Here is a 25,450-nt window from a genome sequence, read left to right on the forward strand (position 1 = left end):
CCACCAGAGACGGCGCTTCGCGCCGCGCTGGGGTAGCACAATCAACGAGGGCGATGCGCGCGGGCGGCGATTGCTTGCGCGCGCTCGAGCAGCGCTTCGGCTCGCTGCACGATCGGAATATCAATCATCTTGCCGTCGATGGCGAAGGATGCGCGTCCCTCGGCGGCCGCTTGCTTGTTGAGCGCAACGACACGCTCGGCGTCCGCTACCTCCTTGGCGGAGGGACTGAAACCCTCGTTGAGGATCGGCACCAGCGACGGATGGATGCAGGCAGAGCCCACGAAGCCAAAGTCCGCAGAGCGCCTGACTATCCTTGTGTATCCTTCCAGATCGGAGAAATCGGCGACTGAGCCGATGGTGCCGAGCGGCATGATGCCGGCGGCGCGGGCTGCCTGCACGACCTGTTGCTTCGGCATCAACAGGGTTTCCTCCGTCGGCTTGGCGCCGATGGCGGTGGCATAATCTTCCGCACCCAGTGAAATGCCGGCCAGCCGCGGGATCGATCGCGCGATCTCGTGAGCCCTACAGAGAGGACCGGGCGCCTCGATCAGGCCGACAAACCAGATATTGCCGATGGGCAATCCGCGCTCGATCTCCAGTCTGGTCACCATCTCGTCGAGCAGGCGCAGATGCTCGGCGCCTTCGACCTTGGTGATCTTGATCGCGTCCACGCCGGCGATGACAGCCGCTTCCAGATCGGGCACCGCCAATTCGAGCGGCTGGTTGATCCGCACCATGACATCCGAACTTCCGGTGTCGCGAAAGCGCTTCACGATGCCCGGGATCAGCTTTCGAGCGTTGGCCTTTTCAGCCAGCGGCACGCTGTCCTCGAGATCGATGATCAGCGCGTCCGCGCCGCGCTCGACGGCCTTGACCACGAACCGCTCGACGTTCGCGGGTACGAACAGCGCAGAGCGCCAGACCGGGAATTTTCGTTCAACTGTCATGTGCTGGTTTCCTTCACAACGCCCGAGGCGAGGGCGGCATCGATGTCGTCAGGGCTGAGGCCGGCTTCGGCCAGGATGGTGCGGCTGTGCTGACCGAGGCGTGGCGCAGGCGTCCGGATGCTTCCGGGCGTCTCGGACAGGCGAACCGGGACGGCGTGCATCGGGAACGTTCCCATGTCCTCGTCGGGATAGTCGGCCAGCAGTCCCCGGGCCTGCACGTGGCGATCGTTCATCAAGCGGACGGTGTCGTTGACCGGACCGATCGTGACCTCGGCCGCCTCGAAGAAGGCGACGTTGTCGTCGACCGTTCGTGTCGCGATGAAATCGCCGATGATCTTGTCGAGTTCGGCGACATGGACGAGCCTCTGCTCGTTGGTCTTGAACTTTGGATCCTCGCAGAGCTCCGGGCGGCCGATCGAACGCAGCACCCGCATCGCCATGCCTTGCGTGGATGCCGACAGACAAACCCAGCCGCCATCGAGCGTGCGGTAGACATTGCGCGGTACCGAGCCGCTCGAGCGGCTCCCGCTGCGCGGTTTGACCACGCCGGTCAAACGGTAATTTGCCGCCTGAGGCCCGAGCGAGTTGACGATCGGGTCGAGCAGCGGCAGGTCGATCACCTGTCCCTTTCCGCCGTTGATCTCGACCTCCCGAAGGGCCGCCATCGCGGCGAACGCTCCGGTGAGACCGGACAGGGCATCGGCCAGATACATAGGCGGCAATACCGGCTCACGATCGGGGAAGCCGTTCATCTCGGCGAAGCCGGAGAAGCCCTCCACCAGCGTCCCAAAGCCGGGCCGGCGATGATAGGGGCCGGTCTGCCCCCATCCCGATATGCGAACGATCACGAGTTTGGGCTCTAGCCGCAGCAGTTCCTCCGGCGAGAGCCCCATCTGCTCGAGCGTGCCGGGACGGAAACTCTCGACCAGCATCGCGGCGCCGGGAATCATCTTGCGGATCAGCGGCACCGCTTCGTCGTGACGGAATTCCAGGCAGATGCTGCGCTTGTTGCGCGAATGGATCTTCCAGTTGGTCTCGACACCCTTGGTGCGCCAGCCGCGCAGCGTATCGCCTTCGCGCGGCTCGACCTTGATGACGTCGGCGCCGAAGTCGGCGAGATGCTGGGTGAGCAGATTGCCTGCGACCAGCCTCGAGAGGTCGATGACGCGGAGCCCTGTCAGCGGGCCGCGGACACCGGGGGTGTAATCGGCCTGATGCAGTCCGCTTTCGGGAGAGGTGGCGTCAGTGGGATTTGCCATGGTTCCGTTCTGTAAACAGGATGCCGCCGGTGACAGGCAGCCACAGGCGCAACTGGCGGTCAGTCGTTGCCTCCTGGGTTTCGATGCGGATCTGATTTCCGCCGACGCTCAATCCGATTTGCCATCGGCCGCCAACATAGGAATGGCTGACCACGTCGGCTTCAACGATCGAACCTCCGATCGCCTGATCGTTGGCCGCCGCCAGGCGCATCTGCTCGGGGCGATAGGCAAACGTGACCTTGTCGCCCAGGGATGGACGTTTGTCGGACTTGATCAGAACGCGCTGACCATCGGCGAGACTGACCAGTGTCTGTCCATCGCCGTCGGGCGCCCCGACCACGTCGCCGTTCAGGAAATTGGTCGTTCCGATGAAGTCGGCGACGAAACAGTCTGCCGGCCGCGTGTAGATCTCTTGGGGCGAGCCGATCTGGCTGATGTGGCCGCCATTCATGACCACGATGCGGTCGGACAGTGCCAGCGCTTCGACCTGGTCGTGCGTCACGTAGATCGTCGTCAGGCCGAGGCGCGTGCGCAGTTCGGCAAGCCAGGTCCGGGCGCGATCGCGCAGCTTTGCGTCGAGATTCGACAGGGGCTCGTCGAGCAGGAGGATTTCGGGCTGGTAGACCAGCGTTCGTGCGAGCGCGACACGCTGCTGCTGGCCGCCCGAGAGCTGATGCGGATAGCGGTCCTGAAAGCGCTCCATCTCGACGAGAGCGAGACTCTCCTCGACGCGGCGCTTGCAGTCGGCAGTCGATACCTTGCGCAGCTTGAGCGGAAACACGACGTTGTCATAGACCGTCATGTGCGGCCACAAAGCGTAGCTCTGGAACACGAGCCCGCAATGGCGCGCTTCCGGCGGCAGGAAGATTCCTTTTTCGCCGTCGAAATAGGTCTTGTTGCCGACGCGGATGCGTCCGCTCGTCGGTTGATCCAGTCCGGCAATGGCGCCGAGCGTTGTTGACTTGCCGCACCCTGACGGCCCCAGCAGCGTGACGAACTCGCCATCGGCAACGTGGATGTTGACGTCGTCGATCGCTTTGACAGGTCCGTACCGCTTGTGCAGGTTCTCGATCAGCAAATCAGCCATAAAGCTTCACTCCGAGAAAAGCGCGCGCCGCCGTGACGCAGACTCCGATGACCAGGATCTGGACGGTCGCCAGCGCGGACACCAGACCGACCTCGCCCTGCGTCCATGCCTGGAGCAGCGTGGTCCCGATCACTTCGCTGCCGGGTGCGAACAGGAAGATCGCTGTCGTGTATTCCTTGAAGAACGTGATGAAGAGGATGATAAAGCAGGCCACCAGCGCCGGGCGCAGCAAGGGCAAAACGATGCGCCGGCTCGTCGTCCACCAATCCGCGCCCTGCGTACGGGCGGCGCGATCGAAGTCCGGGCTCATCTGCAACAACATCGGAGCAACCGCACCGAGCCCCACAGGAATGAAGTGCATCGTGAAGGCGGCAACCAGAATCCAGATCGTGTTTCGGAGGCCGCCCAGGCCAGGCACGAGCGCAAACGCGTAGAAGAAACCGATGCCGGCGACGACGCCGGGCACGGCACGGGGAAACAGCGCGACGTAGTGTAGCGCGCCACGCCAGCGGAAGTCGGACCGCAGCACGATGATGGCGATCAGGGCGACCATCGCAGTGGCGACGACGCCACCGACCGAACTGACGATCAGCGAGTTCCAGATCGAACGCGGGTAGACCGGGTATTCGAGCATGTTGGCGAAGTTGCCGAGCGTCAGCACCTCGCTGATCGGCACCATCGGCGACAGCAGGCTCGTGAAGGCGCGCAGCAGCAGCGCGCCGATCGGCATCACGACAGTTGCGGTGATGTAGATCGCCGAGACGATGCAAAGCGGCCAGCGCAGGTTGTTCAGGCGGAAAGGGCGCGGTCGCGTGGCCTTGCCGCCGAGCGTGACGAAGCGCCTTGTATTGCCGAGCAGGCGTCCTTGTAGCCACACCAACACGCAGACGACGGCAAGCATCAGCACGGCAGCCGTTGCCACCAGCCCGTGGTCGGGGCGGGCCGACGCTACGCCGTTGTTGTAGAGGAACGTGGTCAGCACAGTGATGCCGGCGGGATCTCCGAACACCAGCGGAATTGCGAGGAGCTCCAGTCCCACAGTGAAGTTCAGCACGGCACTATAGGCGATTGCCGGCATGAGGAGCGGCAGCGTGATCCGCCACAAGGTCCTCAAGGTGCCGGCGCCGGTCACGCGCGCGGCTTCCTCCAAAGTCGGATCGGTGATCGAGGCCGACGACATGCAGTAGATGTAAGCGACTGGTGCTTGCGAGACGCCCGCGATCATCGCCATGCCCGGCAGCGAGTAGAGATTCCAGGGCGCGCCGTCGAAGATCGACTGAACCAGAAGCGTGAGGTAGCCGGCCGGTCCGTAGATCGTGTACCAGCCGAACGACAGTACCAGCGCCGAGAGATAGATCGGCCACAGGAAGAGCTCGCCGAACAACCGGGCAAACGGCATGTCGGTGCGGCCGAACAGCACCGCCGCCAGCGTGCCCAGCGTCTGCGAAATCACAGTGGTGAGGGTGGCGAACACGAACGTGTTCCAGATGACGAGCGCGAAGCCGTCGGTGCGAAGCAGGCGCCCGAAATTGCCCAGCGTCAGTTGCTGGCCGGAATCGTAGAGCGCACGATCCAGGAAGGATTGATAGAGAACGGGCAGGAGAGGCGCTGCGATCAGGACAATTTGTCAGCAGCGCCATGCCGTACTGGATGACGGTATCGCGGCCGGGCAGCGGCTTCGGCAGGGCGTCCGCGGCCGACGACCCCAGCGCGCTGCTTGCGTCAAGCGACATTGAAGGTCTTTTTCCAGCGCGCGAGGAAGCTGTCGTAGTCCCGCACCGCGTCCCGATCGTAGCCGATGTAGCAGATGTTCTGCTCGCCGACGGCTTCCACGATCGACGAGTAGGTGTGGCGGATTCCGTCACCCGGCTTCACACCGGGGCGTGCCGGCGTCAGGCCGCCCCGTCCGAATGCGCGCTGACCGTCCTCCGAGACGACGTAGTCGAGCATCAGTTTTGCTGCGTTGACGTTCTTCGATCCCTTCGGAATCGCGATGCCACGCAGCACGACCGGCTGACCGTCTCCGATGAAGCTCCAGCCGAGGATCTTTGCCCGCGCCGGATCGTTCAGGCGCGGCCAGAAGGTGATGGCCGAAACGAAGAAGCCCATGGTGTATTCGCCGGAGGTGACCTTCTCGGTCATTGGGCCGCCGGAACGCTCGAATCGGGGCGAAAGCTTTGCAAGTTGGGCGAACCAGTCCCAGGCCTTTTCGCCGTGCTTCTTCACGAACGCGTAGCTGATGCCGTAGCCGAAAGTTGTTTGATGCACGCCGTAGCTGGTGATGCGGTTGCGCCAGGTTTTCTCGTTTGCGACCGCAAGTTCGACGAACTCGGCAAGTGTCTTGGGACGCTTGCCGTCGGCCACCAGCGTGTTGTTCCAGATCAGCGCCATGGGGTCGGACGAGACGGTGTAGACGCCGGGAAACGGCTTTGACCAATCCGGCCAGGCCTTCGCTTCAGGCGATACGTAGTCGAGGACTTCACCGCGCTCCTGGAAATCGATCCATCCGCCCGGATCGGCCGTCGCGATGAGGTCGCAGGTGCGGCTGTTGGTGCTCCGCTCGGCCAGATATCGCTCGAAGCTCTCGCGGGAGGCGGGGAGATCCAGGGTCTCGACCTTGATCTTCGGGTAGAGCTTGTTGAAGCCCTCGATCACGGGACGCCAGTTTTCCGGCGACATAATCGAGTAAATGAGGAGGCTGCCCTCGTTATGAGCGTCGTCGATGATCTTCTGATAATTCTCGGGATACCCGTTCGGCGCCGCCTGGGCCGTGCCCCGGAGCCCCATCGTGGCGCCGAGAACCGACATCACCATTAAGCTTCTACGATCGATGCTCGACATCTACTGTTCCTCCGGCCGCCGCGATTTGTTATGTACATTTATTGGCGCCAATTTGTGCGCAATAGTTGCGGTGAGTCAAGCGCTCCAAAAAGGGAAGCAGCCATGAAAGTACGGAAGGAGCAGAAGAGGCTGTTGGCGGCGGAAATCGGTGCCGCCATCCTGCAAGGCGACTACCGGCCCGGCGAATGGCTGCGCCAGATCGACCTGGAGGAAGCCTTCGCTGCCAAACGGTTTGACGTTCGCAGTGCGCTGACTCAGCTCGCCGCAAGCGGGATGGTGACGCACGTCGAAAATCGTGGATACCGGGTCGCGCAACCCGACTTGAACGTCGTTCGCGAGATATTGGCGATCCGCACGCTGCTCGAAGTTGAAGCGGCAAGGCAGGCGCTACCGAATATCGGTCCCGACGAACTCGAGAAGATCAAGCAGGCTCAGCAAATCTTCGAAGATGCTGTGGCGCGCGGCAGCAAGGCGGATCAGGCAAATACCAACGCAGCCTTTCACGACGAGATCTATCGCCATGCAACGAACCAATCGCTCGCCAGCCTCATCGTGGAAATCAGAAATCGCGCCAGACCAGGGCCGATTGCTTTGTGGCCCTCGAACGCCGAGCTGCAGAGAAGTGCTGCACACCATGTCGAGATCGTCGATGCGATCGAGTCTCGCGATCTCGCCGCGCTCGTTGCAGCAGTGCGACGACACATCGTCGAATCCGGCGCCAACTATCCGGCGCGCGATCTCGGTCCGGTCAAGAAGACCTCAGCAGCCTCCGATTGACTAAGAGTGGCGAAGCCAATCTGTTGAGGGCGTGTCAGGAGCAGCGCGTGGAGTAGGCCTGCCTCAATTCGCGCCCCCCGCCGGGATCGGCTCCATCCCGCTTGCGATGATCGCTTCGCGCGCGGCGGGGGAGGCGAGGAATTTTATGAGGGCACGGCCGGCTTCGGGCTCCTTCGAACCGGCCGCGATTCCGGCCGAGAAGATCGTGATCTTCTGCAATTCCTTCGGCAGCGGTCCGACGATGTCGATGCCCTTCACGGGCTTCAGCTCGCTGATCTGCTGGAAGCCGAGCTCGGCCTCGCCGTGCGCGACGATCTCGCCGACCGGCGTTGCCGGAATCTTTCGTGCCTTGTCCTTCATGACGTCGGCGATGCCGAGCTTGTCAAACATCTCGGTCGAAACGTAGACGCCGCTGGCGCTGTCGGAATAGGCGATCGTCTTCGCCGCCAGCAGCGCGCGCTTGACCGCCTCCACCGAGCCGATGTCCGGCTTCGGCGCACCCGATTTCACGGCAACGCCGATCGGCGATCTGGTGAGGTCGACCTGGCTGCCGGCCACGACCTTGCCCTTGCCGGCGAGGTCAGTGAGGGCATAGCCCACCATGATCAGGACATCGGCGGGTTCGCCGCGCTCCAGCCGGACCGGGATCGCATTGGTGGTCGTCCCCATCGACGGCCCATATTCCGTCAGCACTTTGTTGCCGGTGGCCTTCTCGAATTCCGGCACGAGCGCCTTGTAGGCAGCCGTCAATCCGCCCGAGATCATCACATGGACCTCGGCAGCTTCGGCCACGCCGGTCAGCCACAGGACGGTTAGAACGCCGAAGGCAATGTTGCGGAATGTTGCTGATATCGATGTCATCGTCATTCGTCTCCAACTAACCCCGTCCACGATACGGCGCGACGCCTTGCTCCGGCACCCACAATCCCTTCGGTACGCGGCCGGTCTGCCAGAACACGTCGATCGGGATGCCGCCGCGCGGATACCAGTAGCCGCCGATGCGCAAGAACTTCGGCTTGATCTCGCTCGCGATGCGCTTGCCGATCATGACGGTGCAGTCCTCGTGGAATGCGCCGTGATTGCGGAAGCTCGCGATGTAGAGCTTGAGCGACTTCGACTCCAGCAGCCACGGGCCGGGCGCGTAGTCGATCATCAGATGCGCGAAATCCGGTTGTCCCGTGACCGGGCAAAGCGAGGTGAATTCCGGCACGGTGAAGCGCACCAGATAGTCCGTGCCCTTTTGCGGATTGGGCACGCGGTCGAGCTGGGCTTCTTCCGGTGTGTGCGGCCATTCGACCGCGCGGCCGAGCTGGAGGGATTTCTTCGCCATCGTCGTCACATCCTGTTCGAGCATGATCCGGAAAAGTGGGCACCGGTTTTCCGAAAGATCATGTTCAACTAAAAAACCGGAGCGCGATAAGATCGCGCTCCAGAGGGTGCCGGGATGGACGCAAATGTCGCCGTCGTCAACCAGCCGCGATCGTCTGGATCATGACGATCCGGTCGTTGCCGGACTCGCAGCCCCAGAGCTCACCCGGGCGGCCGTCGAGCTGGCGCACATTGGCATTGGCCTTGTCGCTGGCGAAAACGTTGAACCGCTCTGTCGCGGGATCGAAGCGGACGATGGCATTGGCGGAGAAATCGGTCAGCCAGACCTTGTCCTTGTCGTCGACATAGACGGCATAGGTGCGAGGGCGATCGCCCGGCAGCTTCCAGGTTTTCCAGGAGCCGTTGGCGGGATCGTGCACCGAGACGTGACCGCTGTTCCACTCGCTGACCCAGATCCGGCTTTGCGAATCTGACCAGACCCGCCGCGACCCCTGGCTCGGCGTCGGCGGCTCGACAATGGCGGCATTGCCGGTCGCAAGATCAATCTTCGCGATATGGCTGCCGGCCAGCGAGGCGTACCAGACCTCACCCTTGGGCGTCACCGCGATGCCGTAGGGGCCAACACCCCTGGGCGCCCTGAACACGTCCATCTCGCCCGATCCCGGCTTGAGCCGGCCGTAATAGCCGGACTGGCCGGTGAACCAGTAGGTGCCGTCCTTGTCGAACACGCCGGTGTTGAGATTGGCGGAGGCGAATTTCTCGGGCAGGCGGAACAGCGTGACCTTGAGATCGCCGGGATCGACCCGGGCGATCGCGTTCTGGCCGCCCTCGGTGATCCAGGGGGCACCGTCGGGGCCGATCGTCACGCCGTGCGGTGCGGCGCCCTGGCCGAGGCTGACTGTCTTGAAACTGCCATCCCGGGGGTCGAGCCTACCCAGCATGCCCTTGCCCTGCGCCGTGAACCAGACCGTGCCGTCGCGAGCGGGGGCGAGATCGTGCAGGCCGATGCCGGCGCTGATGGGGAAATATTTTGTCCGGAACAGGCCTTCCTGCGCAAAACTTGGGCGAACGGCGAGGAGGGCGGCGCTCGAGGCAAGAAACTGGCGGCGGTTCATGGCGTTACCCCGACTGTTTCAGATTGAGGTTGGACGCGCAGAGCAGGCGACTTCAAGGATAGTCCGAGCCCGCTCACGCGTCAGTCGAAGCACGCCGTCCAAGCGTTCACATTTGCTTGCGGCCCGTGTAAGACCCCCGGCACCGATCAGCCCTAACGAACGGAAGTGCACATCATGACCGCCATCATCGACATCATCGGCCGCGAAATTCTCGACAGCCGTGGCAATCCCACCGTCGAGGTCGACGTCGTGCTGGAAGATGGTGCGCTCGGCCGTGCCGCGGTGCCGTCGGGCGCCTCCACCGGCGCCCATGAGGCGGTGGAACTGCGCGATGGCGACAAGGCCCGCTATCTCGGCAAGGGCGTCACCAAGGCCGTCGGCGCCGTCAATGGCGAGATCTTCGAGGCCCTGAGCGGCCTCGATGTCGAGCAGCAGGCCCAGATCGACCAGATCATGATCGACCTCGACGGTACGCCGAACAAGAGCCGGCTGGGCGCCAATGCCATCCTCGGCGTCTCGCTTGCCTGCGCCAAGGCTGCCGCAAACTCGCTCGACATGCCGCTCTATCGTTACGTCGGCGGCACCTCGGCGCGTCTGTTGCCGGTGCCGATGATGAACATCATCAATGGCGGCGTTCATGCCGACAATCCGATCGACTTCCAGGAGTTCATGATCCTCCCCGTGGGCGCGTCGTCCTTTGCCGAGGGCCTGCGCTACGGCGCGGAGGTGTTCCACACCCTGAAGTCGGAATTGAAGAAGGCCGGCCACAACACCAATGTCGGCGACGAGGGCGGTTTCGCCCCGAACCTGCCGTCGGCGGACGCCGCGCTCGAATTCGTCATGAACGCGATCGGCAAGGCCGGCTACAAGGCCGGCACCGACATCGTGATCGGCCTCGACTGCGCCTCGACCGAGTTCTTCAAGGACGGCAAATACGTCTATGAAGGCGAGGGCAAGACCCGCTCGATCTCCGAGCAGGCCAAGTACCTCGCAGACCTGGTGTCGCGCTATCCGATCGTGACCATCGAGGACGGCATGTCGGAAGACGACATGGACGGCTGGAAGGAGCTCACCGACCTCATCGGCAAGAAGTGCCAGCTTGTCGGCGACGATCTCTTCGTCACCAACGTCAAGCGCCTGGCCGAAGGCATCAAGGCCGGCCGCGCCAATTCGATCCTGATCAAGGTCAACCAGATCGGTACGCTGACCGAGACGCTCGCTGCCGTCGAGATGGCGCACAAGGCCGGCTATACCTCGGTGATGTCGCACCGCTCCGGCGAGACCGAGGATTCGACCATCGCCGACCTCGCGGTCGCCACCAATTGCGGGCAGATCAAGACCGGCTCCCTTGCGCGTTCCGACCGCACCGCCAAATACAATCAGCTCCTGCGCATCGAACAACAGCTCGGCAAGCAGGCACTCTACGGCGGTAAGGCGGCATTGAAGGCGCTGGCATAAGCCGGCGCTCCAGCTAGGACAGGGGAGGATCGACATGAGCGACGGCAAGACCGGACTGCAACTGCGTTCGCTGATCAAGAAGAGCGGTGAACTGGAAATCTCGCTCGTCGACGTGCCGACTCCCGAGCCCGCGGCGGACGAGGTCGTCGTCCGCGTCGAGGCGGCGCCGATCAACCCGTCCGACCTCGGCCTCCTCGTCGGCGCGGCCGATATGAGCACGGCGAAAGCGTCCGGCACCAAGGACGCTCCCGTCATCACCGCGAAGGTGCCGGAGGGCGCGATGCGGGCGATGGCCGGCCGGCTCGACGAAGCCATGCCGGTTGGTAACGAAGGCGCGGGCGTCGTCATCAAGACCGGCTCGTCCGATGCCGCGAAAGCATTGATGGGCAAGACCGTCGCGATGATCGGCGGAGCGATGTACGCGCAGTACCGCACGCTGAAAGTGCGCGAGTGCCTGCCGCTGCCGGCGGGCACCACGCCGGCCGAAGGCGCCTCCTGCTTCGTCAATCCGCTCACGGCGCTCGGCATGACCGAGACCATGCGGCGCGAGGGGCACAAGGCGCTGGTGCATACTGCGGCCGCCTCCAATCTCGGCCAGATGCTGAACAAACAAGATCTGCATCAAGGACGGCATTCCGCTGGTCAACATCGTGCGCAGCAAGGAGCAGGCCGACATCCTGCACAAGATCGGCGCCAAATACGTCGTCGATTCCACCGCACCGAGCTTCCTCGGCGATCTCACCAATGCGCTGGTCGAGACCGGCGCCACCATCGCCTTCGATGCCATCGGCGGCGGCAAGCTGGCCGGCGACATCCTCAACTGCATGGAAGCCGCGATCAACAAGACCGCCAAGGAATACAGCCGCTACGGCTCCAACGTGCACAAGCAGGTCTACGTCTACGGCGCGCTCGATATCCGCCCGATCGAGCTGCCGCGCGGCTTCGGCATGGCCTGGGGCGTCGGCGGCTGGCTGCTGTTTCCGTTCCTGATGAAGATCGGGCAGGCGGACGGAGCCAGGCTGCGCCAGCGCGTCGTCGACGAATTGAAGACGACCTTCGCCAGCCACTACACCAAGGTGGTGTCGCTGACCGAGGCGCTCGATCCCGCCAACATCGCGGTCTATGCCAAACGGGCCACCGGCGAAAAATTCCTCATCAACCCGAATAAATCTTCGTGATGTGCCACGGCACACCATCCAAAGAAGGACTTGCCTTCTGAGCGAAGCGCGGGAACATTCGCGCCGCAATTGAAAGCGGGGCAACCGCAAAGCACAGAAGGGGACACTTCCATGACTGATCTGAATCGCCGCGACTTGCTCGCGGGCGCTGCCGCTATGGGCGCGGCGGCCGTAACCGGACTTGGACCGACCACTGCCAGTGCCTCGGTGCCGCAAAGCGGGGCGCAGGCGCCCGGCTTCTATCGCTACAAGGTCGGCAGCTACGAGTGCACCTCGATCAACGACGGCGCGCGCACCTTCCCGATGCCCGACAAGTTCGTGGTCAACCTGCCGAAGGAGGAAGCGCTGGCCGCAGGCGAGGCGGCGTACATGCCGAAGGGCATGGTCACGGCGCCGTTCAACCCCCAGCTCATCAACACCGGCTCGAAGCTGGTCCTGATCGACACCGGCAACGGCGTTGCCAATCTCGAGCCGAGCAAGGGCGCGGTCGGCCGTACGCTGCAGAACCTCGCCGCTGCCGGCGTCGACCCGAAGAACATCGACATCGTGCTGCTGTCGCATCTCCATCCCGATCACACCAACGGCATTCGTCTGGCCGACGGCGCGCTGGCGTTCCCGAATGCGGAGATCATGGTGCCGGCGAAGGATTGGGAGTTCTGGGCGAGCGACGAGAACGCGGCCAAGGCTCCGAACGACATGACGAAGAACTACTTCGCCAACGTGAAGAAGACCTTTGCCGGCCTCGAATCCAAGGTCACGAAGTACGAGTGGGGCAAGGAGGTCGCGCCGGGCATCACCTCGATCGCGACGCCCGGCCATACGCCGGGTCATACCTCGTTCGCGGTGGCCTCCGGCGACAAGAAGGTGCTGATCCAGTCTGACGTCACCAACATTCCGGAGTTCTTCCTGCGCAATCCGGACTGGCACGTGGCGTTCGACAACGATCCGGCACTGGCGCAGGCCACCCGCCACAAATTCTACGACATGGCAGCAGCCGAGAAAGCGACCGTGATCGGATTCCACTTCACCTTCCCCTCGGTGGGGCATGTCGAGAAGGACGGCGCGAAATACCGCCTGATCCCGTCGGCCTGGAATCCGACGATCTGAACCGGGCCAGGGGTTTGCGAGAAACATCAGGCCGCCTTCGGGCGGCCTGATTGTTTTTGGATCGTAGCGACCATCTGCTTTCGAGAAACTCAGCGTTTCCAAACGGGACCGGTTCATGCACTTGCATCCATCGGTCGGGATCGCTTAAGTGCCGCCCCGGAACTTCCGCTCAAGCCCTCAAGGACAATCCATGGCCTACAACATCGTCGTGATCGCCGGCAGCCTGCGCAAGGACAGCTTCTCGCTAAAGGTCGCCAACGCGCTCGCAAAGCTCGCGCCGGCCTCGCTCAAGCTCGAGGTCATCACGCTGGCAGGCATCTCGTTCTTCAACCAGGACCTCGAGGGCGCGCCGCCCGCGGACTGGCTGTCCTTCCGCGAGAAGCTGCAGAAGTCGGACGGCGTGATCTTCGTCACCCCCGAATACAACCGCGCCATCCCGGGCGTGCTCAAGAACGCCATCGACGTCGCTTCGCGCCCCTATGGCAAGAGCTCGTTCAACGGCAAGCCGGTCGGCATCATCTCGAACTCGCCGGGCCCGCTCGGCGGCGTCAGCGCCGCCAAGACGCTGCAGAACATCCTGCCGGGCATTGCCGGACCGATCCTGCAGCAGCCGGAGATCTATCTGAACGCGGTCGGCGATGCCTTCGATGCGGAGGGGAACCTGATCAAGGAATCTCTGAAGCCCGTCCTCCAGGCCTATATCGACGCGTTTGCTGCGCACGTGGCCAAACACCACGGCTGACGTCTTTCTTCGTCATGGCCGGGCTTGTCCCGGCCATCCACGTCTTGGCTCGCGGTGACGAAAAACGTGGATGCCCGGCACAAGGCCGGGCATGGCGGCTGGGAGTAGGGATTGGAACGCGAAGGGGGGCGATTAGCACTCCCTTAACCAACCTGCCGCATCTTCCCAAGATGGTCTCCCGCGCGCGCCTGAAATCGATCCTGACCGGCCTTGCCCTCTATGCGATGGCGGCCGCTATCGTCGGCTATTTCGGCGTCAACGCCTACACCGGCAAATACGGCCTCAACGCCCGTCAGGAACTCGACCAGGAGATCATCGCGCTGACGAGCGAGCTGGCCCAGCTCAAGCGCGAGCGCGCGAAGAGCGAGCAGCGCGTGTCGCTGCTGCGGACATCGCGGATCGATCCTGACATGCTGGACGAGCGGGCGCGCTATCAGCTCGACTATGTCAATCCGCGCGATCTCGTTCGGATGATCCCGGCCAAGTAGCGCTTTTCGCTGCATTCGAAACCGGCATCGAAAGCCGCTGCCGAAATCCCGCAACCGTGTAGCAATTCTACCGAAAGTCTTAGGCTTGGAACCGGGCTGCCGCCTTGACGGCAACGCGGCAACGGCCCCATGGCTTCTGCCGCCGTCTGCCTGAGTTGACGCAGATCAACCGGGCCGTGCCGGCGCAGCCTAGACTGCCACCCGGAGGAAACAGTGATGAATGGGCCAATGTCCCGGCATCACGCGGCCCGCGTCGAGGCCGCCATTGCGTCAGGCCAGGCCGCGCGCTCCGCGCTGGTGGCCTCATGGCGCCGTTCGTCCCGATTGCATCATCTCGATCCCGCCGGCCGCAGTGCGCCGATGCGGCTGAGTGATGTCGAGTTGCGGCAGGCGCGCGAGCGCGTCGCGCCGTTGCTCGCCGCCGCGCAAAGCGCGATGGACCGGCTCTATCAGGCGGTCGGCGCGAGCGGCTGCTGCGTGCTGCTCGCCGACGGCGCGGGCGTGCCGGTCGACCGCCGCGGCACAGCGGTGGACGATGCGACGTTCCAATCCTGGGGCCTGTGGACCGGCGCGCTCTGGAGCGAGGATCATGAAGGCACCAACGGCATCGGCACCTGCGTCGTCGAGCAGCGCCCGCTGACGATCGACCGCGACCAGCATTTCTTCACCCGCAACACGCTTCTGAGCTGCACCGCCGTTCCGATCTACGACCACGAGGCGGCGTTTGCGGGCGTGCTCGATGTCTCCTCCTGCCGCGCCGACCGGACCGATGCGTTTTCCAATCTGATCGCGCTCGCGGCAGGTGAGGCGGCGAGGCGCATCGAAGCTGATCTGTTTCGCCGCGCCTTCGCCCATGCCCGCATCGTGCTGACGCAAGGCGCCGACGGCCAGACCGGCGGCCTCGTCGCGGTCGATGCGGATGATCTCGTGATCGGCGCGACCCGGTCCGCGCGGGTGGGACTCGGGATTGCGCCCGGCCGTCTCTTGCAGCCTGTTCCCGCGGCTGACCTCCTCGGCGGCGAACCCGCGCATGACCATCTTGCGGGCGGCCAGCGCGCGGTGCTGCAGCGGGCGCTGCTGCGCGCGGGCGGCAATGTTTCGGCCGCCGCCAAAGCCCTCGGCGTCAGCCGCGCCACGCTGCACAGGAAGCTGAAGCGGTTCGAGCTGAAGCACTGAGCTGCGGCTCTATTTTTCTTCCGCGCCCACCAACTCGACCCTCATGGTGAGGAGGCCGCGAAGCGGCCGTCTCGAACCATGCAGGCCTGGCTGTGCCCGCGGCCATCCTTCGAGACGCGCGCAAGAGCGCGCTCCTCAGGATGAGGGCTGAGTGTGTGGGGGTAGCTGCGTCACCTGTCGCAGAACTGCGACAGGTTACCCCGGCCATCGCTCACGCCCGGGCTGACAGAAAAACGCTCCCGCGACATCGTCGGCGCAAGTCGTGAACACGCGACGAATTGCGCAAACAGCAAACATCGGGAGTGATCAATGAACAAGGTGGAATTCCTCGGCGTCACCCAGGTTCCCTTCGCCGAACGCTATGACAATTTCATCGGCGGCAAATTCGTCGCGCCAATCTCCGGCAAGTACTTTGACAACGCCTCGCCGGTGAACGGCCAGATCGTCTGCAAGATCGCGCGTTCCGACGCGCAGGACGTCGAGGCCGCCCTCGATGCGGCGCACGCCGCCAAGGGCGCCTGGGGACGCACCAGCGTCGCCGAGCGCGCCGCGATCCTGAACCGGATCGCCGACCGGATGGAAGAGAATCTGGAGCGCCTTGCGATTGCCGAGACCTGGGACAACGGCAAGCCGATCCGCGAGACCCGCGCCGCCGACCTGCCACTCGCGATCGATCATTTCCGGTATTTCGCCGGCGTGGTGCGCGCACAGGAAGGCTCGATCGGCGAGATCGACCACGACACCATCGCCTATCATTTCCACGAACCGCTCGGCGTGGTCGGCCAGATCATCCCCTGGAACTTCCCGCTGCTGATGGCATGCTGGAAGCTCGCGCCGGCGCTTGCCGCCGGCAATTGCGTCGTGCTCAAGCCGGCCGAGCAGACGCCGACCTCGATCATGGTCTGGGCCGAGATCATCGGCGATCTCCTGCCGCCCGGTGTCCTCAACATCGTCAATGGCTTTGGCCTCGAAGCCGGCAAGCCGCTCGCGTCCAGCCCGCGGATCGCGAAAATCGCCTTCACCGGCGAGACCACGACGGGCCGGCTGATCATGCAATATGCCAGCCAGAACCTGATCCCGGTCACGCTCGAGCTCGGCGGCAAGTCGCCGAACATCTTCTTCAACGACGTCACCGCAGAGGACGACGACTTCTTCGACAAGGCGATCGAAGGTTTTGTGATGTTTGCGCTGAACCAGGGCGAGGTCTGCACCTGTCCGAGCCGGGCGATTGTCCACGCCGACATCTACGACCGCTTCATGGAGCGGGCGTTGAAGCGCGTCGCCGCGATCAAGCAGGGCGACCCGCGTGCGGCCGACACCATGATCGGCGCGCAGGCATCTAGCGAGCAGCTCGCCAAGATCCTCTCCTATATCGACATCGGCAAGCAGGAGGGCGCCAAGGTGCTGGCCGGCGGCGGTCGTGCCGAGCTCGGCGGCGATCTGTCCGGCGGCTTCTACGTCCAGCCAACGGTGTTCGAGGGCCACAACAAGATGCGAATCTTCCAGGAGGAGATCTTTGGTCCCGTCGTCTCGGTCACGACCTTCAAGACCGATGACGAAGCGCTCGCGATCGCCAACGACACGCTCTATGGCCTGGGAGCCGGCGTCTGGAGTCGCGATGCCAACCGCTGCTACCGCTTCGGCCGGGCTATCCAGGCCGGCCGGGTCTGGACCAACTGCTACCATGCGTATCCCGCGCATGCCGCGTTCGGCGGCTACAAGCAGTCGGGCGTCGGTCGCGAGACCCACAAGATGATGCTCGATCACTACCAGCAGACCAAGAATCTCCTGGTCAGCTACAGCCCGAAGAAGCTTGGCTTCTTCTGATCGGGCAAGATCTGATGGGGCAAGATCTGATCGGGCAGGAGAGGGCGGCGCAACCTTGCGCTGCCCTCTCCGCCGTCATCTGTCTGTCAGAGTCTTGAGACAAGACGACAGCGCCGACCGTATCCGGTTCGGCGCCCGCAGCATTCGAAGCGATGCCGGGCAAAGACGGAGGCTCGGTGATGCGGAACAGTCGTTCAGGACGGACAATGGGTGTCGCAGCGATGCTGTTCGGCGCGGCGGTGCTGCCGCTGTCGATGGCCTTCGCACAGTCCGGCCCGGCGCCAGCCGGCGCCAAGCCCTTCCTGACCGTCGATGGAAAGGCGCCGCTGGTCCTTGGCCATCGCGGCCTGCCGGGCCTGGTACCTGAAGAGACCGAGGCGTCGTACGACCTCGCCGCTGCGCTCGGGACCGATGCGCTCGAAGAGGATTTGCAGCTGACCAAGGATTGCGTGCGCCATAACCCCTGGCTGAGCGACAACACCAACATTGCCGAGGTGGCGAAGACCAATGCGGCCGTCGCTGCCCGCAAGCGGACCGTGCCCGGTGTGCGCGTCAAGGCGCCGTCGGCCACCGGCGTGCCTGCCGACTACCTGACGGATCTCAGCGACCCGGCCGATCCCAAATCGGTGCTGAAGTCGCTGATCGTCGACGGCGAGGATCATACCAACGATTGGTCGATCAGCGATTTCACCATGGCCGAGCTGAAGCAATGGATCGGCGGCACCACCTATGACGCGGCCAACGAGCGGCCGAAAGTCTTCAACGGCAAACTCCCGATCATCAGCTTCCAGGACGTCATCGACATCGCCAAGGTCAAGAGCAAGGAGACCGGGCGGTCCATCCTCGTCTATCCCGAAACCAAGAACCCGACCTGGAACAATGCCCAGGCGATCGCCAATGGCTGCGGTGCGGCCGGCAGCCGTCCGCTCGAGGATGCCCTGATCAAGATCATCGGGGATAACGGCCTCAACACCAAGGACGCTCCCATCCTGGTTCAGAGCTTCGAGCCCGGCAGCCTGAAATATATGCGCAGCCACGGCCTTCAGACGCGGCAGGTCCAACTCGTCGACGGCAACGGAATCGACTTCAAAACCGGCAAGGTTCTCCTCAACAACATCACGAATTCGCGCCCGTTCGACTGGACCGTTGCGGGTGAGGCCCGCCTGTACGATGCGATGCTGACGCCCGAGGGGCTTGCCGAGATCAAGACCTATGCCGAGGGCATCGGTCCGTGGAAGGCCTATATCGTTCCGCTCAAGATCGCGCCGTGGAAGGACAGCAACGCCGATGGCACGCCCTACAAGGGATCGACGCCGGAGGCTTCGACGCAGGACGCGACCAGCCTTGTCGCGGACGCGCACAAGCTCGGTCTTTTCGTCCATGTCTTCACGTTTCGGAACGAGAAGAAATATCTTGCCGCCGACTATCGCGGCGACCCGAGCCTTGAATATCTCAAATTCTACCGGCTCGGCGTCGATGGGGTCTTCAGCGACTTCACGCATACCGGCGTTGCCGCCCGGGCTGCGTATTTGCGCGAGTTGGGCTGGTAAGGCCGGTACGGCGAATCGGACGCGCGTGGGATTTCGGATACAAAACAGCGCGTCCGATTTCTCTGCGTTGGCTGCTCACGTTCCCTTCGCTGACCGGTGAGCTAAAGTTGCCCGATCGGCGCCAAAGGTTTTGCAAAGTTTCGGTCACGTTGCAGTGCGGCATAATGAAAGTCGCGCCATGCCGCCGCGGTCCTTTCCAAGGGCGTTTGACTTGGGTTAGAGAGGGCTGAAGTTTTCTCTGACCCGGAATTCCCATGGCCGCACCCAAGAAAGCCGCCGCAAGCACTCCACAGGACAAGACCGACGGCGGTTCGCCCCCGGAATTCACCAGAGAGCAGGAGCTCAAAGCGCTCCGCGACATGCTCCTGATCCGGCGGTTCGAGGAAAAGGCCGGCCAGCTCTACGGCATGGGCGCGATCGGCGGCTTCTGCCACCTCTATATCGGCCAGGAGGCCGTCGTGGTCGGCATGCAGATGGCCCTGAAGCAGGGCGATCAGGTCATCACCGGCTATCGCGATCACGGTCATATGCTTGCCACCGGCATGGAGGCCAACGGCGTCATGGCCGAGCTCACCGGCCGGCGCGGCGGCTATTCCAAGGGCAAGGGCGGCTCCATGCACATGTTCAGCAAGGAGAAGCACTTCTACGGCGGCCACGGCATCGTCGGCGCCCAGGTCTCGCTCGGCACGGGTCTGGCCTTCGCCAACCACTATCGTGGTAACGACAATGTCAGCGTCACCTATTTCGGCGACGGCGCGGCCAACCAGGGCCAGGTCTATGAGAGCTTCAACATGGCGGAGCTCTGGAAGCTGCCGGTGATCTACGTCATCGAGAACAACCGCTACGCCATGGGCACCTCGGTGTCGCGTGCTTCGGCGCAGCAGGATTTCTCCAAGCGCGGCGCGTCCTTCAATATCCCCGGGATGCAGGTCGACGGCATGGACGTCCGCGCCGTGAAGGCCGCGGGCGAGGAGGCGGCCGCCTGGTGCCGCGCCGGCAAGGGCCCCTTCATCCTGGAGATGCAGACCTACCGCTATCGCGGCCACTCGATGTCCGACCCCGCAAAGTACAGAACGCGCGAAGAGGTCGAAAAAGTCCGCCACGACCAGGACCCGATCGAGCAGGTGCGCAACCGCCTGCTCGCGGCCAAGGTGAGCGAGGCCGATCTCAAGGCGATCGACGCCGAGGTCCGCGACATCGTCAATGCGTCCGCCGACTTCGCCCAGCATGATCCCGAGCCGGATGCCGCCGAGCTCTGGACCGACATTTATCGCTGAACGCGCGCAAGCTTTCTTTTGGAGTCGATATGCCAATTCAAGTGCTGATGCCCGCGTTGTCGCCCACGATGGAGAAGGGCAACCTTGCCAAGTGGCTGAAGAAAGAGGGCGAGACGATCAAGTCCGGCGACGTCATCGCCGAGATCGAGACCGACAAGGCGACCATGGAGGTCGAGGCGACCGATGAAGGTACGCTCGGCAAGATCCTGATCCCCGAGGGCACCGCCGACGTTGCGGTGAACACGCCGATCGCGACCATCCTCGCCGATGGCGAGACGGCCGCCGATCTCGCCAAGGCGCCGGCCGCGCCCGCGCCGAGCGTCGCGCAGGAAGTCGCCGAATCCCGCTCGCCGGTCGGCGAAGGCAAGCCGATGATCTCGGCGCCGAAGGCCGCGCCTGCACCCCAGGCCGTCGCCGAACCCGATCCCGAAGTGCCCGCCGGCACCGCGATGGTGACACAGACCATCCGCGAAGCGCTGCGCGACGCCATGGCCGAAGAGATGCGCCGCGACGCCGACGTCTTCGTGATGGGCGAGGAAGTCGCTGAATATCAGGGCGCCTACAAAGTGACCCAGGGCCTGTTGCAGGAATTTGGCGCCAAGCGCGTCATCGACACGCCGATCACCGAGCACGGCTTTGCCGGCATCGGCGTCGGCGCTGCCATGACCGGGCTGAAGCCGATCGTCGAGTTCATGACCTTCAACTTCGCCATGCAGGCGATCGACCAGATCATCAACTCGGCTGCCAAGACGCTCTACATGTCCGGCGGCCAGATGGGCTGCTCGATCGTGTTCCGCGGCCCGAACGGCGCCGCCGCGCGCGTCGCCGCCCAGCACAGCCAGGACTACTCGTCCTGGTATTCCAACGTCCCGGGTCTCAAGGTGGTCGCGCCGTTCTCCGCAGCGGACTACAAGGGCCTGCTCAAGGCCGCGATCCGCGATCCCAATCCGGTGATCTTCCTCGAGAACGAGGTGCTCTACGGCCATACCGGCGAAGTGCCGAAGCTCGATGACTTCGTGATCCCGATCGGCAAGGCGCGCATCGTGCGTTCGGGCAGCCACGTCACCATCATCTCCTGGTCGAACGGCATGACCTATGCGCTGAAGGCCGCCGACGAACTCGCCAAGGACGGTATCGAAGCCGAGGTGATCGACCTGCGCACGCTGCGGCCGATGGACACCGAGACCATCGTCAACTCGGTCAAGAAGACCGGTCGTGCGGTCACGGTGGAAGAGGGCTGGGCACAGAGCGGCGTCGGCGCCGAGATCGCCGCGCGCATCATGGAGAACGCCTTCGACTATCTCGACGCGCCGGTCGCGCGCGTCTCCGGCAAGGACGTGCCGATGCCCTATGCCGCGAACCTGGAGAAGCTCGCGCTGCCGTCGGCAGCCGAAGTGGTCGAGGCCGCCAAAGCCGTCTGCTACAGGTAGATCATGGCGGGCCCGAAGGAGCAGCCATTGCCACCCGACGTCCTCGCCCGCGACGATGCGGTCGAGATCCTGCGCGTATTCGTGCTGGACGGCGGGCTGTCAATGGCGTTCCAGCGCGCCTTCGAGGAGCCCGACATGTGGGGCCTCCTGCTCGTCGATCTCGCCCGTCACGCGGCGCGCGCCTATGCGCGCGAGAGCGAATACACCGAGGAGGATGCGCTGAGCCGGATCCTCGAGATGTTCCAGGCGGAGATTGAACGGCCAACCGATACGGGCACGACGACACCGCGCGGGAAGGGGCACTGATCGTGGCGATCGAAGCCCATCATTTCGATTTCATGCTGGAGGCGATCCGTGAGGCGGAGGCCTCGATCGCGCAGGGCGGCCTGCCGATCGGCGCCGTGCTGACGCGCGGCAATGAGATCATCGCCCGCGGCCACAACAACCGCGTGCAGGAAAAGAACGTCATCCTCCACGGCGAGATGAGCTGCCTGCGCGAAGCCGGCGTGATCTCGTTCCACGACACCGTCATGTACACCACGCTGTCGCCATGCTCGATGTGTGCCGGCGCACTCGCTCTGTTCAAGGTGAAGCTGGTGGTGATCGGAGAATCCGTCACCTTCCCGGGCTCCAAGGACATCCTCGACAAGTTCGGCATCCCCTGGATCGACCTTGCCGACGACCGCTCCATCACCATGATGAAGAATTGGCGTTCCATCCCTGCCAACGAGCGCCTTTGGCAGGGCGACATCGGCAACTAAACCTGGTCGTCTTCGCTGTCGGAGACGACGTATTGCAAAGTTCTTCTTGAGGTCAGCATGCCCATCAACATCCTGATGCCCGCTCTCTCGCCGACAATGGAGAAGGGCAACCTCGCCAAGTGGCTGAAGAAGGAAGGCGACAAGGTCAAATCCGGCGATGTCATCGCCGAGATCGAGACCGACAAGGCGACCATGGAGGTCGAGGCGATCGACGAAGGCACGATCGCCAAGATCCTCGTGCCCGAGGGCACGCAGGACGTCCCGGTCAACGACGTGATCGCCGTGCTGGCCGGCGAGGGCGAGGACGTGAAGGCGGCTGGTGCCGCCAAGCCCAGCGCCTCGGCCGCACCTCCGAAAGCTCCTGAGGCGCCCGCCGCCGCGGCTGCGCCTGCCGCGCCCAAGGCAGCACCGCCGCCTGCCGCTGCACCGGCGCCGCAGGCCGCAGCTCCGGCCGCGCAGAGCAACGGCCATGGCGGCCGCGTGTTCTCATCGCCGCTGGCGCGCCGTCTCGCCAAGGATGCAGGCATCGACGTGTCGATGGTGACGGGCACCGGCCCGCACGGCCGCGTGGTGGCACGTGACGTCGAGCAAGCCAAGTCCGGCAAGGGCCTGAAGGCGCCTGCCGCTGCGCCGTCCGGGGCGCCCTCGATCGCGCCGACCATGTCGGACAAGCAGATCCTGTCGCTGTTCGAGCCCGGCTCCTACGAGATCGTGCCGCATGACGGCATGCGCCGCACGATCGCGCAGCGCCTGACTGCGTCGATCCAGAACGTCCCGCACTTCTACCTCACCATCGACTGCGATATCGGCAAGCTGCTCGCCGCGCGCGAGGAGATCAATGCGGCTGCTCCCAAGGACAAGGAGAAGAAGCCGCTCTACAAGATCTCGGTCAACGACTTCGTTATCAAGGCGATGGCCGTTGCGCTCCAGAGAATCCCGAACTGCAACGTCAGCTGGACCGAAAGCGGCATGGTCAAGCACCACCATTCCGACGTCGGTGTTGCCGTGGCGATGCCCGGCGGCCTGATCACGCCGATCATCCGCAAGGCAGAGACCAAGACGCTCTCCACCATCTCCAACGAGATGAAGGATTTTGCCGCGCGCGCCCGCTCGCGCAAGCTGAAGCCGGAGGAATACCAGGGCGGCACCACCGCGGTCTCCAACCTCGGCATGTTCGGCATCAGCCACTTCACCGCCGTGATCAACCCGCCGCATGCGACGATCCTCGCGGTCGGCACCAGCGAGGAGCGGCCCGTCGTCCGTGGCGGCAAGATCGAGATTGCGCACATGATGAGCGTGACCTTGTCCTGCGATCACCGCGCCATCGACGGCGCGCTTGGCGCCGAGCTGATCGGCGCGTTCAAGCAGCTGATCGAAAATCCCGTCATGATGATGGTCTGAGATGGCGCATGAGGACGCGCTGGCCCTGGATCTCGATGCTGGTCTCGCTGATCCTCACGCTCAGCCCGCTCGGCCGCGACATCGTTGACGCCGCCTTCTTCGCCGGCGAGGCGCTGTCGCGCAACATCTGGGCGCCGATCGCGCTCACCATCTTCGCCGTCGTGGCGGCCGCCATTCTCTCGGAATGGCTGATCAGAAGCTACATCCGCAATCGCCGCGCCCGCGGCGCAACGACCGCTTGAGTTGAACGGGAGCCGCCATGGCCGATACATCCTTCGACGTCATCATCATCGGCTCCGGCCCCGGCGGCTATGTCACCGCGATCCGCGCCGCCCAGCTCGGCCTCAAGGTCGCGATCGTCGAGAAGTCCTATCTCGGCGGCATCTGCCTGAACTGGGGCTGCATCCCGACCAAAGCGTTGCTGCGCTCCGCCGAGATCTACCACTACATGCAGCACGCCAAGGATTACGGCCTGTCGGCGGAGAAGGTCTCGTTCGACCCGAAGGCCGTGGTGCAGCGTTCGCGCGGCGTCTCGAAGCGGCTGAACGACGGCGTCGGCTTCCTGATGAAGAAGAACAAGGTGAGCGTGATCTGGGGCGCGGCCTCGATCGACGCGCCCGGCAAGGTCACCGTGAAGAAGTCCGACGTCGAGGGCCCGAAGGGCGCGCTGGGCGAGGGGGCTTACCAGGCCAAGCACATCATTATTGCAACCGGCGCGCGGCCGCGCGTGCTGCCCGGGCTCGAGCCTGACAAGAAGCTGATCTGGACCTATTTTGAAGCGATGGTCCCGGAGAAGATGCCGAAGTCGCTGCTGGTCGTCGGCTCCGGCGCGATCGGCATCGAGTTCGCCTCGTTCTTCCACACCATGGGCTCCGAGGTCACCGTGGTCGAGGTGCTGCCGCAGATCCTGCCCGTCGAGGACGCCGAGATCGCAGGCCTCGCCCGCAAGCGTCTGGAGAAGCAGGGCATCAAGATCATGTCCTCGACCAAGGTCACGAAGCTGGAGAAGAAGGCCGACAGCGTCGTCGCCACCATCGACGACGGCAAGGGCAAGCCCGTCACCACCGAGTTCGAGCGGGTGATCTCGGCGGTCGGCGTCGTCGGCAATATCGAGAATCTCGGCCTCGAAAAGCTCGGTGTGAAGACTGACCGGGGCTGTATCGTCATCGACGGCTACGGCAAGACCAACGTCCCCGGTATCTACGCGATCGGCGACGTCGCCGGTCCCCCCATGCTGGCGCACAAGGCCGAGCATGAAGGCGTGATCTGCGTCGAGGCCATCAAGGGCCTGCATCCGCATCCCATGGACAAGAACCTGATCCCGGGCTGCACCTATTGCCAGCCGCAGGTCGCCTCCGTCGGCCTCACCGAAGCCAAGGCCAAGGAAAGTGGCCGAGAGATCCGCGTCGGCCGTTTCCCCTTCGTCGGCAACGGCAAGGCGATTGCGCTGGGCGAGGATCAGGGCCTGGTCAAGGTGATCTTCGACAAGAAGACCGGTCAGCTCCTCGGCGCCCACATGGTCGGTGCTGAAGTCACCGAGCTGATCCAGGGTTACGTCGTCGCCATGAACCTGGAAACGACCGAAGAAGAGCTGATGCACACGGTGTTCCCGCATCCGACCCTGTCGGAGATGATGAAGGAAGCCGTGCTCGATGCGTATGGAAGGGTGTTGAATATTTGAGGATTGGACGGCGGCGCCG

At 64.0% G+C, this 25,450-nt stretch carries 23 protein-coding genes and 1 pseudogene; 16 read left to right on the plus strand and 8 right to left on the minus strand.

The window, feature by feature from the left end; translation table 11 throughout:
* Nucleotides 1-41 precede the first annotated feature (41 nt).
* From ACVJ5M_RS23165 to ACVJ5M_RS23185, 5 genes are all read right to left on the minus strand, one after another.
* On the minus strand, nucleotides 42-947 hold the full coding sequence (locus tag ACVJ5M_RS23165) for an HpcH/HpaI aldolase/citrate lyase family protein (protein WP_354096057.1): 906 nt from the start codon (nucleotides 945-947) through the stop codon (nucleotides 42-44).
* Nucleotides 944-2,206 (minus strand): CaiB/BaiF CoA transferase family protein, encoded by a 1,263-nt coding sequence (locus tag ACVJ5M_RS23170; protein WP_028156065.1) that lies wholly within the window; start codon nucleotides 2,204-2,206, stop codon nucleotides 944-946. The genes ACVJ5M_RS23165 and ACVJ5M_RS23170 overlap by 4 nt, the downstream gene beginning before the upstream one ends.
* Nucleotides 2,190-3,293 carry an ABC transporter ATP-binding protein gene (locus tag ACVJ5M_RS23175; RefSeq protein ID WP_354100064.1) on the minus strand — a complete coding sequence of 368 codons (1,104 nt, stop codon included), beginning with the start codon at nucleotides 3,291-3,293 and terminating at the stop codon, nucleotides 2,190-2,192. The genes ACVJ5M_RS23170 and ACVJ5M_RS23175 overlap by 17 nt, the downstream gene beginning before the upstream one ends.
* Nucleotides 3,286-4,767, minus strand: coding sequence for an ABC transporter permease (locus ACVJ5M_RS23180; RefSeq protein WP_456679393.1), 1,482 nt, complete (start codon nucleotides 4,765-4,767; stop codon nucleotides 3,286-3,288). The genes ACVJ5M_RS23175 and ACVJ5M_RS23180 overlap by 8 nt, the downstream gene beginning before the upstream one ends.
* Nucleotides 4,768-5,015: 248 nt before the next feature.
* Nucleotides 5,016-6,134, minus strand: coding sequence for an ABC transporter substrate-binding protein (locus ACVJ5M_RS23185; RefSeq protein ID WP_354096054.1), 1,119 nt, complete (start codon nucleotides 6,132-6,134; stop codon nucleotides 5,016-5,018).
* A 102-nt stretch (nucleotides 6,135-6,236) separates the two neighbouring features.
* Between ACVJ5M_RS23185 and ACVJ5M_RS23190 the strand changes: the two genes are divergently transcribed.
* Nucleotides 6,237-6,911, plus strand: coding sequence for a GntR family transcriptional regulator (locus tag ACVJ5M_RS23190; RefSeq protein ID WP_354096053.1), 675 nt, complete (start codon nucleotides 6,237-6,239; stop codon nucleotides 6,909-6,911).
* 63 nt (nucleotides 6,912-6,974) lie between these two features.
* Here the strand turns inward: ACVJ5M_RS23190 and ACVJ5M_RS23195 are convergent, their stop codons facing one another.
* The 3 genes from ACVJ5M_RS23195 to ACVJ5M_RS23205 all read right to left on the minus strand — a co-directional run bounded on the left by ACVJ5M_RS23195 (nucleotide 6,975) and on the right by ACVJ5M_RS23205 (nucleotide 9,355).
* Entirely contained in the window at nucleotides 6,975-7,772 is a 798-nt protein-coding gene (locus ACVJ5M_RS23195) for a substrate-binding domain-containing protein (protein WP_354100066.1), read from the minus strand.
* Between the two features lie 16 nt (nucleotides 7,773-7,788).
* Nucleotides 7,789-8,265 carry a preQ(1) synthase gene (queF, locus tag ACVJ5M_RS23200; RefSeq protein ID WP_041960296.1) on the minus strand — a complete coding sequence of 159 codons (477 nt, stop codon included), beginning with the start codon at nucleotides 8,263-8,265 and terminating at the stop codon, nucleotides 7,789-7,791.
* A 112-nt stretch (nucleotides 8,266-8,377) separates the two neighbouring features.
* On the minus strand, nucleotides 8,378-9,355 hold the full coding sequence (locus ACVJ5M_RS23205; protein ID WP_247305205.1) for a Vgb family protein: 978 nt from the start codon (nucleotides 9,353-9,355) through the stop codon (nucleotides 8,378-8,380).
* A gap of 174 nt (nucleotides 9,356-9,529) precedes the next feature.
* Here ACVJ5M_RS23205 and eno point away from each other — a divergent pair, with 174 nt between their 5' ends.
* From eno to lpdA, 15 genes and pseudogenes are all read left to right on the plus strand, one after another.
* Complete coding sequence (eno, locus tag ACVJ5M_RS23210) at nucleotides 9,530-10,813, plus strand: phosphopyruvate hydratase (RefSeq protein ID WP_028149603.1); 1,284 nt, start codon at nucleotides 9,530-9,532, stop codon at nucleotides 10,811-10,813.
* A 34-nt stretch (nucleotides 10,814-10,847) separates the two neighbouring features.
* A pseudogene (locus tag ACVJ5M_RS23215) lies at nucleotides 10,848-11,991 on the plus strand (zinc-binding dehydrogenase).
* A gap of 111 nt (nucleotides 11,992-12,102) precedes the next feature.
* On the plus strand, nucleotides 12,103-13,098 hold the full coding sequence (locus ACVJ5M_RS23220) for an MBL fold metallo-hydrolase (RefSeq protein WP_354100067.1): 996 nt from the start codon (nucleotides 12,103-12,105) through the stop codon (nucleotides 13,096-13,098).
* A gap of 190 nt (nucleotides 13,099-13,288) precedes the next feature.
* The gene (locus ACVJ5M_RS23225; RefSeq protein WP_354097618.1) at nucleotides 13,289-13,840 is read left to right on the plus strand and encodes an NADPH-dependent FMN reductase; all 552 of its coding nucleotides are present in this window, start codon (nucleotides 13,289-13,291) and stop codon (nucleotides 13,838-13,840) included.
* Between the two features lie 170 nt (nucleotides 13,841-14,010).
* Nucleotides 14,011-14,328 (plus strand): FtsB family cell division protein, encoded by a 318-nt coding sequence (locus ACVJ5M_RS23230; protein WP_354097617.1) that lies wholly within the window; start codon nucleotides 14,011-14,013, stop codon nucleotides 14,326-14,328.
* 216 nt (nucleotides 14,329-14,544) lie between these two features.
* Nucleotides 14,545-15,504, plus strand: coding sequence for a helix-turn-helix domain-containing protein (locus tag ACVJ5M_RS23235; RefSeq protein WP_354097616.1), 960 nt, complete (start codon nucleotides 14,545-14,547; stop codon nucleotides 15,502-15,504).
* A gap of 309 nt (nucleotides 15,505-15,813) precedes the next feature.
* The gene (gene adh, locus ACVJ5M_RS23240) at nucleotides 15,814-17,331 is read left to right on the plus strand and encodes an aldehyde dehydrogenase (protein WP_354100068.1); all 1,518 of its coding nucleotides are present in this window, start codon (nucleotides 15,814-15,816) and stop codon (nucleotides 17,329-17,331) included.
* 206 nt (nucleotides 17,332-17,537) lie between these two features.
* The gene (locus ACVJ5M_RS23245; protein ID WP_354097615.1) at nucleotides 17,538-18,881 is read left to right on the plus strand and encodes a glycerophosphodiester phosphodiesterase family protein; all 1,344 of its coding nucleotides are present in this window, start codon (nucleotides 17,538-17,540) and stop codon (nucleotides 18,879-18,881) included.
* Between the two features lie 254 nt (nucleotides 18,882-19,135).
* Complete coding sequence (gene pdhA, locus ACVJ5M_RS23250; RefSeq protein ID WP_063983080.1) at nucleotides 19,136-20,158, plus strand: pyruvate dehydrogenase (acetyl-transferring) E1 component subunit alpha; 1,023 nt, start codon at nucleotides 19,136-19,138, stop codon at nucleotides 20,156-20,158.
* Nucleotides 20,159-20,187: 29 nt separating this feature from the next.
* Nucleotides 20,188-21,588 carry a pyruvate dehydrogenase complex E1 component subunit beta gene (locus tag ACVJ5M_RS23255; protein WP_354100069.1) on the plus strand — a complete coding sequence of 467 codons (1,401 nt, stop codon included), beginning with the start codon at nucleotides 20,188-20,190 and terminating at the stop codon, nucleotides 21,586-21,588.
* Between the two features lie 3 nt (nucleotides 21,589-21,591).
* Nucleotides 21,592-21,894, plus strand: coding sequence for a DUF5076 domain-containing protein (locus ACVJ5M_RS23260; protein WP_028149595.1), 303 nt, complete (start codon nucleotides 21,592-21,594; stop codon nucleotides 21,892-21,894).
* Between the two features lie 2 nt (nucleotides 21,895-21,896).
* On the plus strand, nucleotides 21,897-22,349 hold the full coding sequence (locus tag ACVJ5M_RS23265) for a nucleoside deaminase (RefSeq protein WP_014495015.1): 453 nt from the start codon (nucleotides 21,897-21,899) through the stop codon (nucleotides 22,347-22,349).
* Nucleotides 22,350-22,406: 57 nt separating this feature from the next.
* Nucleotides 22,407-23,750, plus strand: coding sequence for a pyruvate dehydrogenase complex dihydrolipoamide acetyltransferase (locus tag ACVJ5M_RS23270; RefSeq protein ID WP_354097613.1), 1,344 nt, complete (start codon nucleotides 22,407-22,409; stop codon nucleotides 23,748-23,750).
* Nucleotides 23,751-23,758: 8 nt separating this feature from the next.
* Entirely contained in the window at nucleotides 23,759-23,992 is a 234-nt protein-coding gene (locus tag ACVJ5M_RS23275; RefSeq protein WP_354097612.1) for a hypothetical protein, read from the plus strand.
* A 17-nt stretch (nucleotides 23,993-24,009) separates the two neighbouring features.
* Complete coding sequence (gene lpdA, locus ACVJ5M_RS23280; RefSeq protein WP_208087044.1) at nucleotides 24,010-25,431, plus strand: dihydrolipoyl dehydrogenase; 1,422 nt, start codon at nucleotides 24,010-24,012, stop codon at nucleotides 25,429-25,431.
* Nucleotides 25,432-25,450: the final 19 nt, after the last annotated feature.

The sequence above is a fragment of the Bradyrhizobium sp. S3.7.6 genome, assembly GCF_054061875.1.

Bases quoted from the DNA above. Each gene is read 5' to 3' on its own strand.
- ACVJ5M_RS23245 (WP_354097615.1), top strand. From the start codon at position 17,538: ATGGGTGTCGCAGCGATGCTGTTCGGCGCGGCGGTGCTGCCGCTGTCG.
- eno (WP_028149603.1), top strand. From the start codon at position 9,530: ATGACCGCCATCATCGACATCATCGGCCGCGAAATTCTCGACAGCCGT.
- ACVJ5M_RS23195 (WP_354100066.1), bottom strand. From the start codon at position 7,772: ATGACATCGATATCAGCAACATTCCGCAACATTGCCTTCGGCGTTCTA.
- ACVJ5M_RS23270 (WP_354097613.1), top strand. From the start codon at position 22,407: ATGCCCATCAACATCCTGATGCCCGCTCTCTCGCCGACAATGGAGAAG.
- ACVJ5M_RS23190 (WP_354096053.1), top strand. From the start codon at position 6,237: ATGAAAGTACGGAAGGAGCAGAAGAGGCTGTTGGCGGCGGAAATCGGT.
- ACVJ5M_RS23220 (WP_354100067.1), top strand. From the start codon at position 12,103: ATGACTGATCTGAATCGCCGCGACTTGCTCGCGGGCGCTGCCGCTATG.
- ACVJ5M_RS23230 (WP_354097617.1), top strand. From the start codon at position 14,011: ATGGTCTCCCGCGCGCGCCTGAAATCGATCCTGACCGGCCTTGCCCTC.
- ACVJ5M_RS23165 (WP_354096057.1), bottom strand. From the start codon at position 947: ATGACAGTTGAACGAAAATTCCCGGTCTGGCGCTCTGCGCTGTTCGTA.
- ACVJ5M_RS23235 (WP_354097616.1), top strand. From the start codon at position 14,545: ATGAATGGGCCAATGTCCCGGCATCACGCGGCCCGCGTCGAGGCCGCC.
- pdhA (WP_063983080.1), top strand. From the start codon at position 19,136: ATGGCCGCACCCAAGAAAGCCGCCGCAAGCACTCCACAGGACAAGACC.
- queF (WP_041960296.1), bottom strand. From the start codon at position 8,265: ATGCTCGAACAGGATGTGACGACGATGGCGAAGAAATCCCTCCAGCTC.
- lpdA (WP_208087044.1), top strand. From the start codon at position 24,010: ATGGCCGATACATCCTTCGACGTCATCATCATCGGCTCCGGCCCCGGC.
- ACVJ5M_RS23185 (WP_354096054.1), bottom strand. From the start codon at position 6,134: ATGTCGAGCATCGATCGTAGAAGCTTAATGGTGATGTCGGTTCTCGGC.
- ACVJ5M_RS23175 (WP_354100064.1), bottom strand. From the start codon at position 3,293: ATGGCTGATTTGCTGATCGAGAACCTGCACAAGCGGTACGGACCTGTC.
- ACVJ5M_RS23205 (WP_247305205.1), bottom strand. From the start codon at position 9,355: ATGAACCGCCGCCAGTTTCTTGCCTCGAGCGCCGCCCTCCTCGCCGTT.
- adh (WP_354100068.1), top strand. From the start codon at position 15,814: ATGAACAAGGTGGAATTCCTCGGCGTCACCCAGGTTCCCTTCGCCGAA.
- ACVJ5M_RS23170 (WP_028156065.1), bottom strand. From the start codon at position 2,206: ATGGCAAATCCCACTGACGCCACCTCTCCCGAAAGCGGACTGCATCAG.
- ACVJ5M_RS23275 (WP_354097612.1), top strand. From the start codon at position 23,759: ATGAGGACGCGCTGGCCCTGGATCTCGATGCTGGTCTCGCTGATCCTC.
- ACVJ5M_RS23255 (WP_354100069.1), top strand. From the start codon at position 20,188: ATGCCAATTCAAGTGCTGATGCCCGCGTTGTCGCCCACGATGGAGAAG.
- ACVJ5M_RS23225 (WP_354097618.1), top strand. From the start codon at position 13,289: ATGGCCTACAACATCGTCGTGATCGCCGGCAGCCTGCGCAAGGACAGC.
- ACVJ5M_RS23260 (WP_028149595.1), top strand. From the start codon at position 21,592: ATGGCGGGCCCGAAGGAGCAGCCATTGCCACCCGACGTCCTCGCCCGC.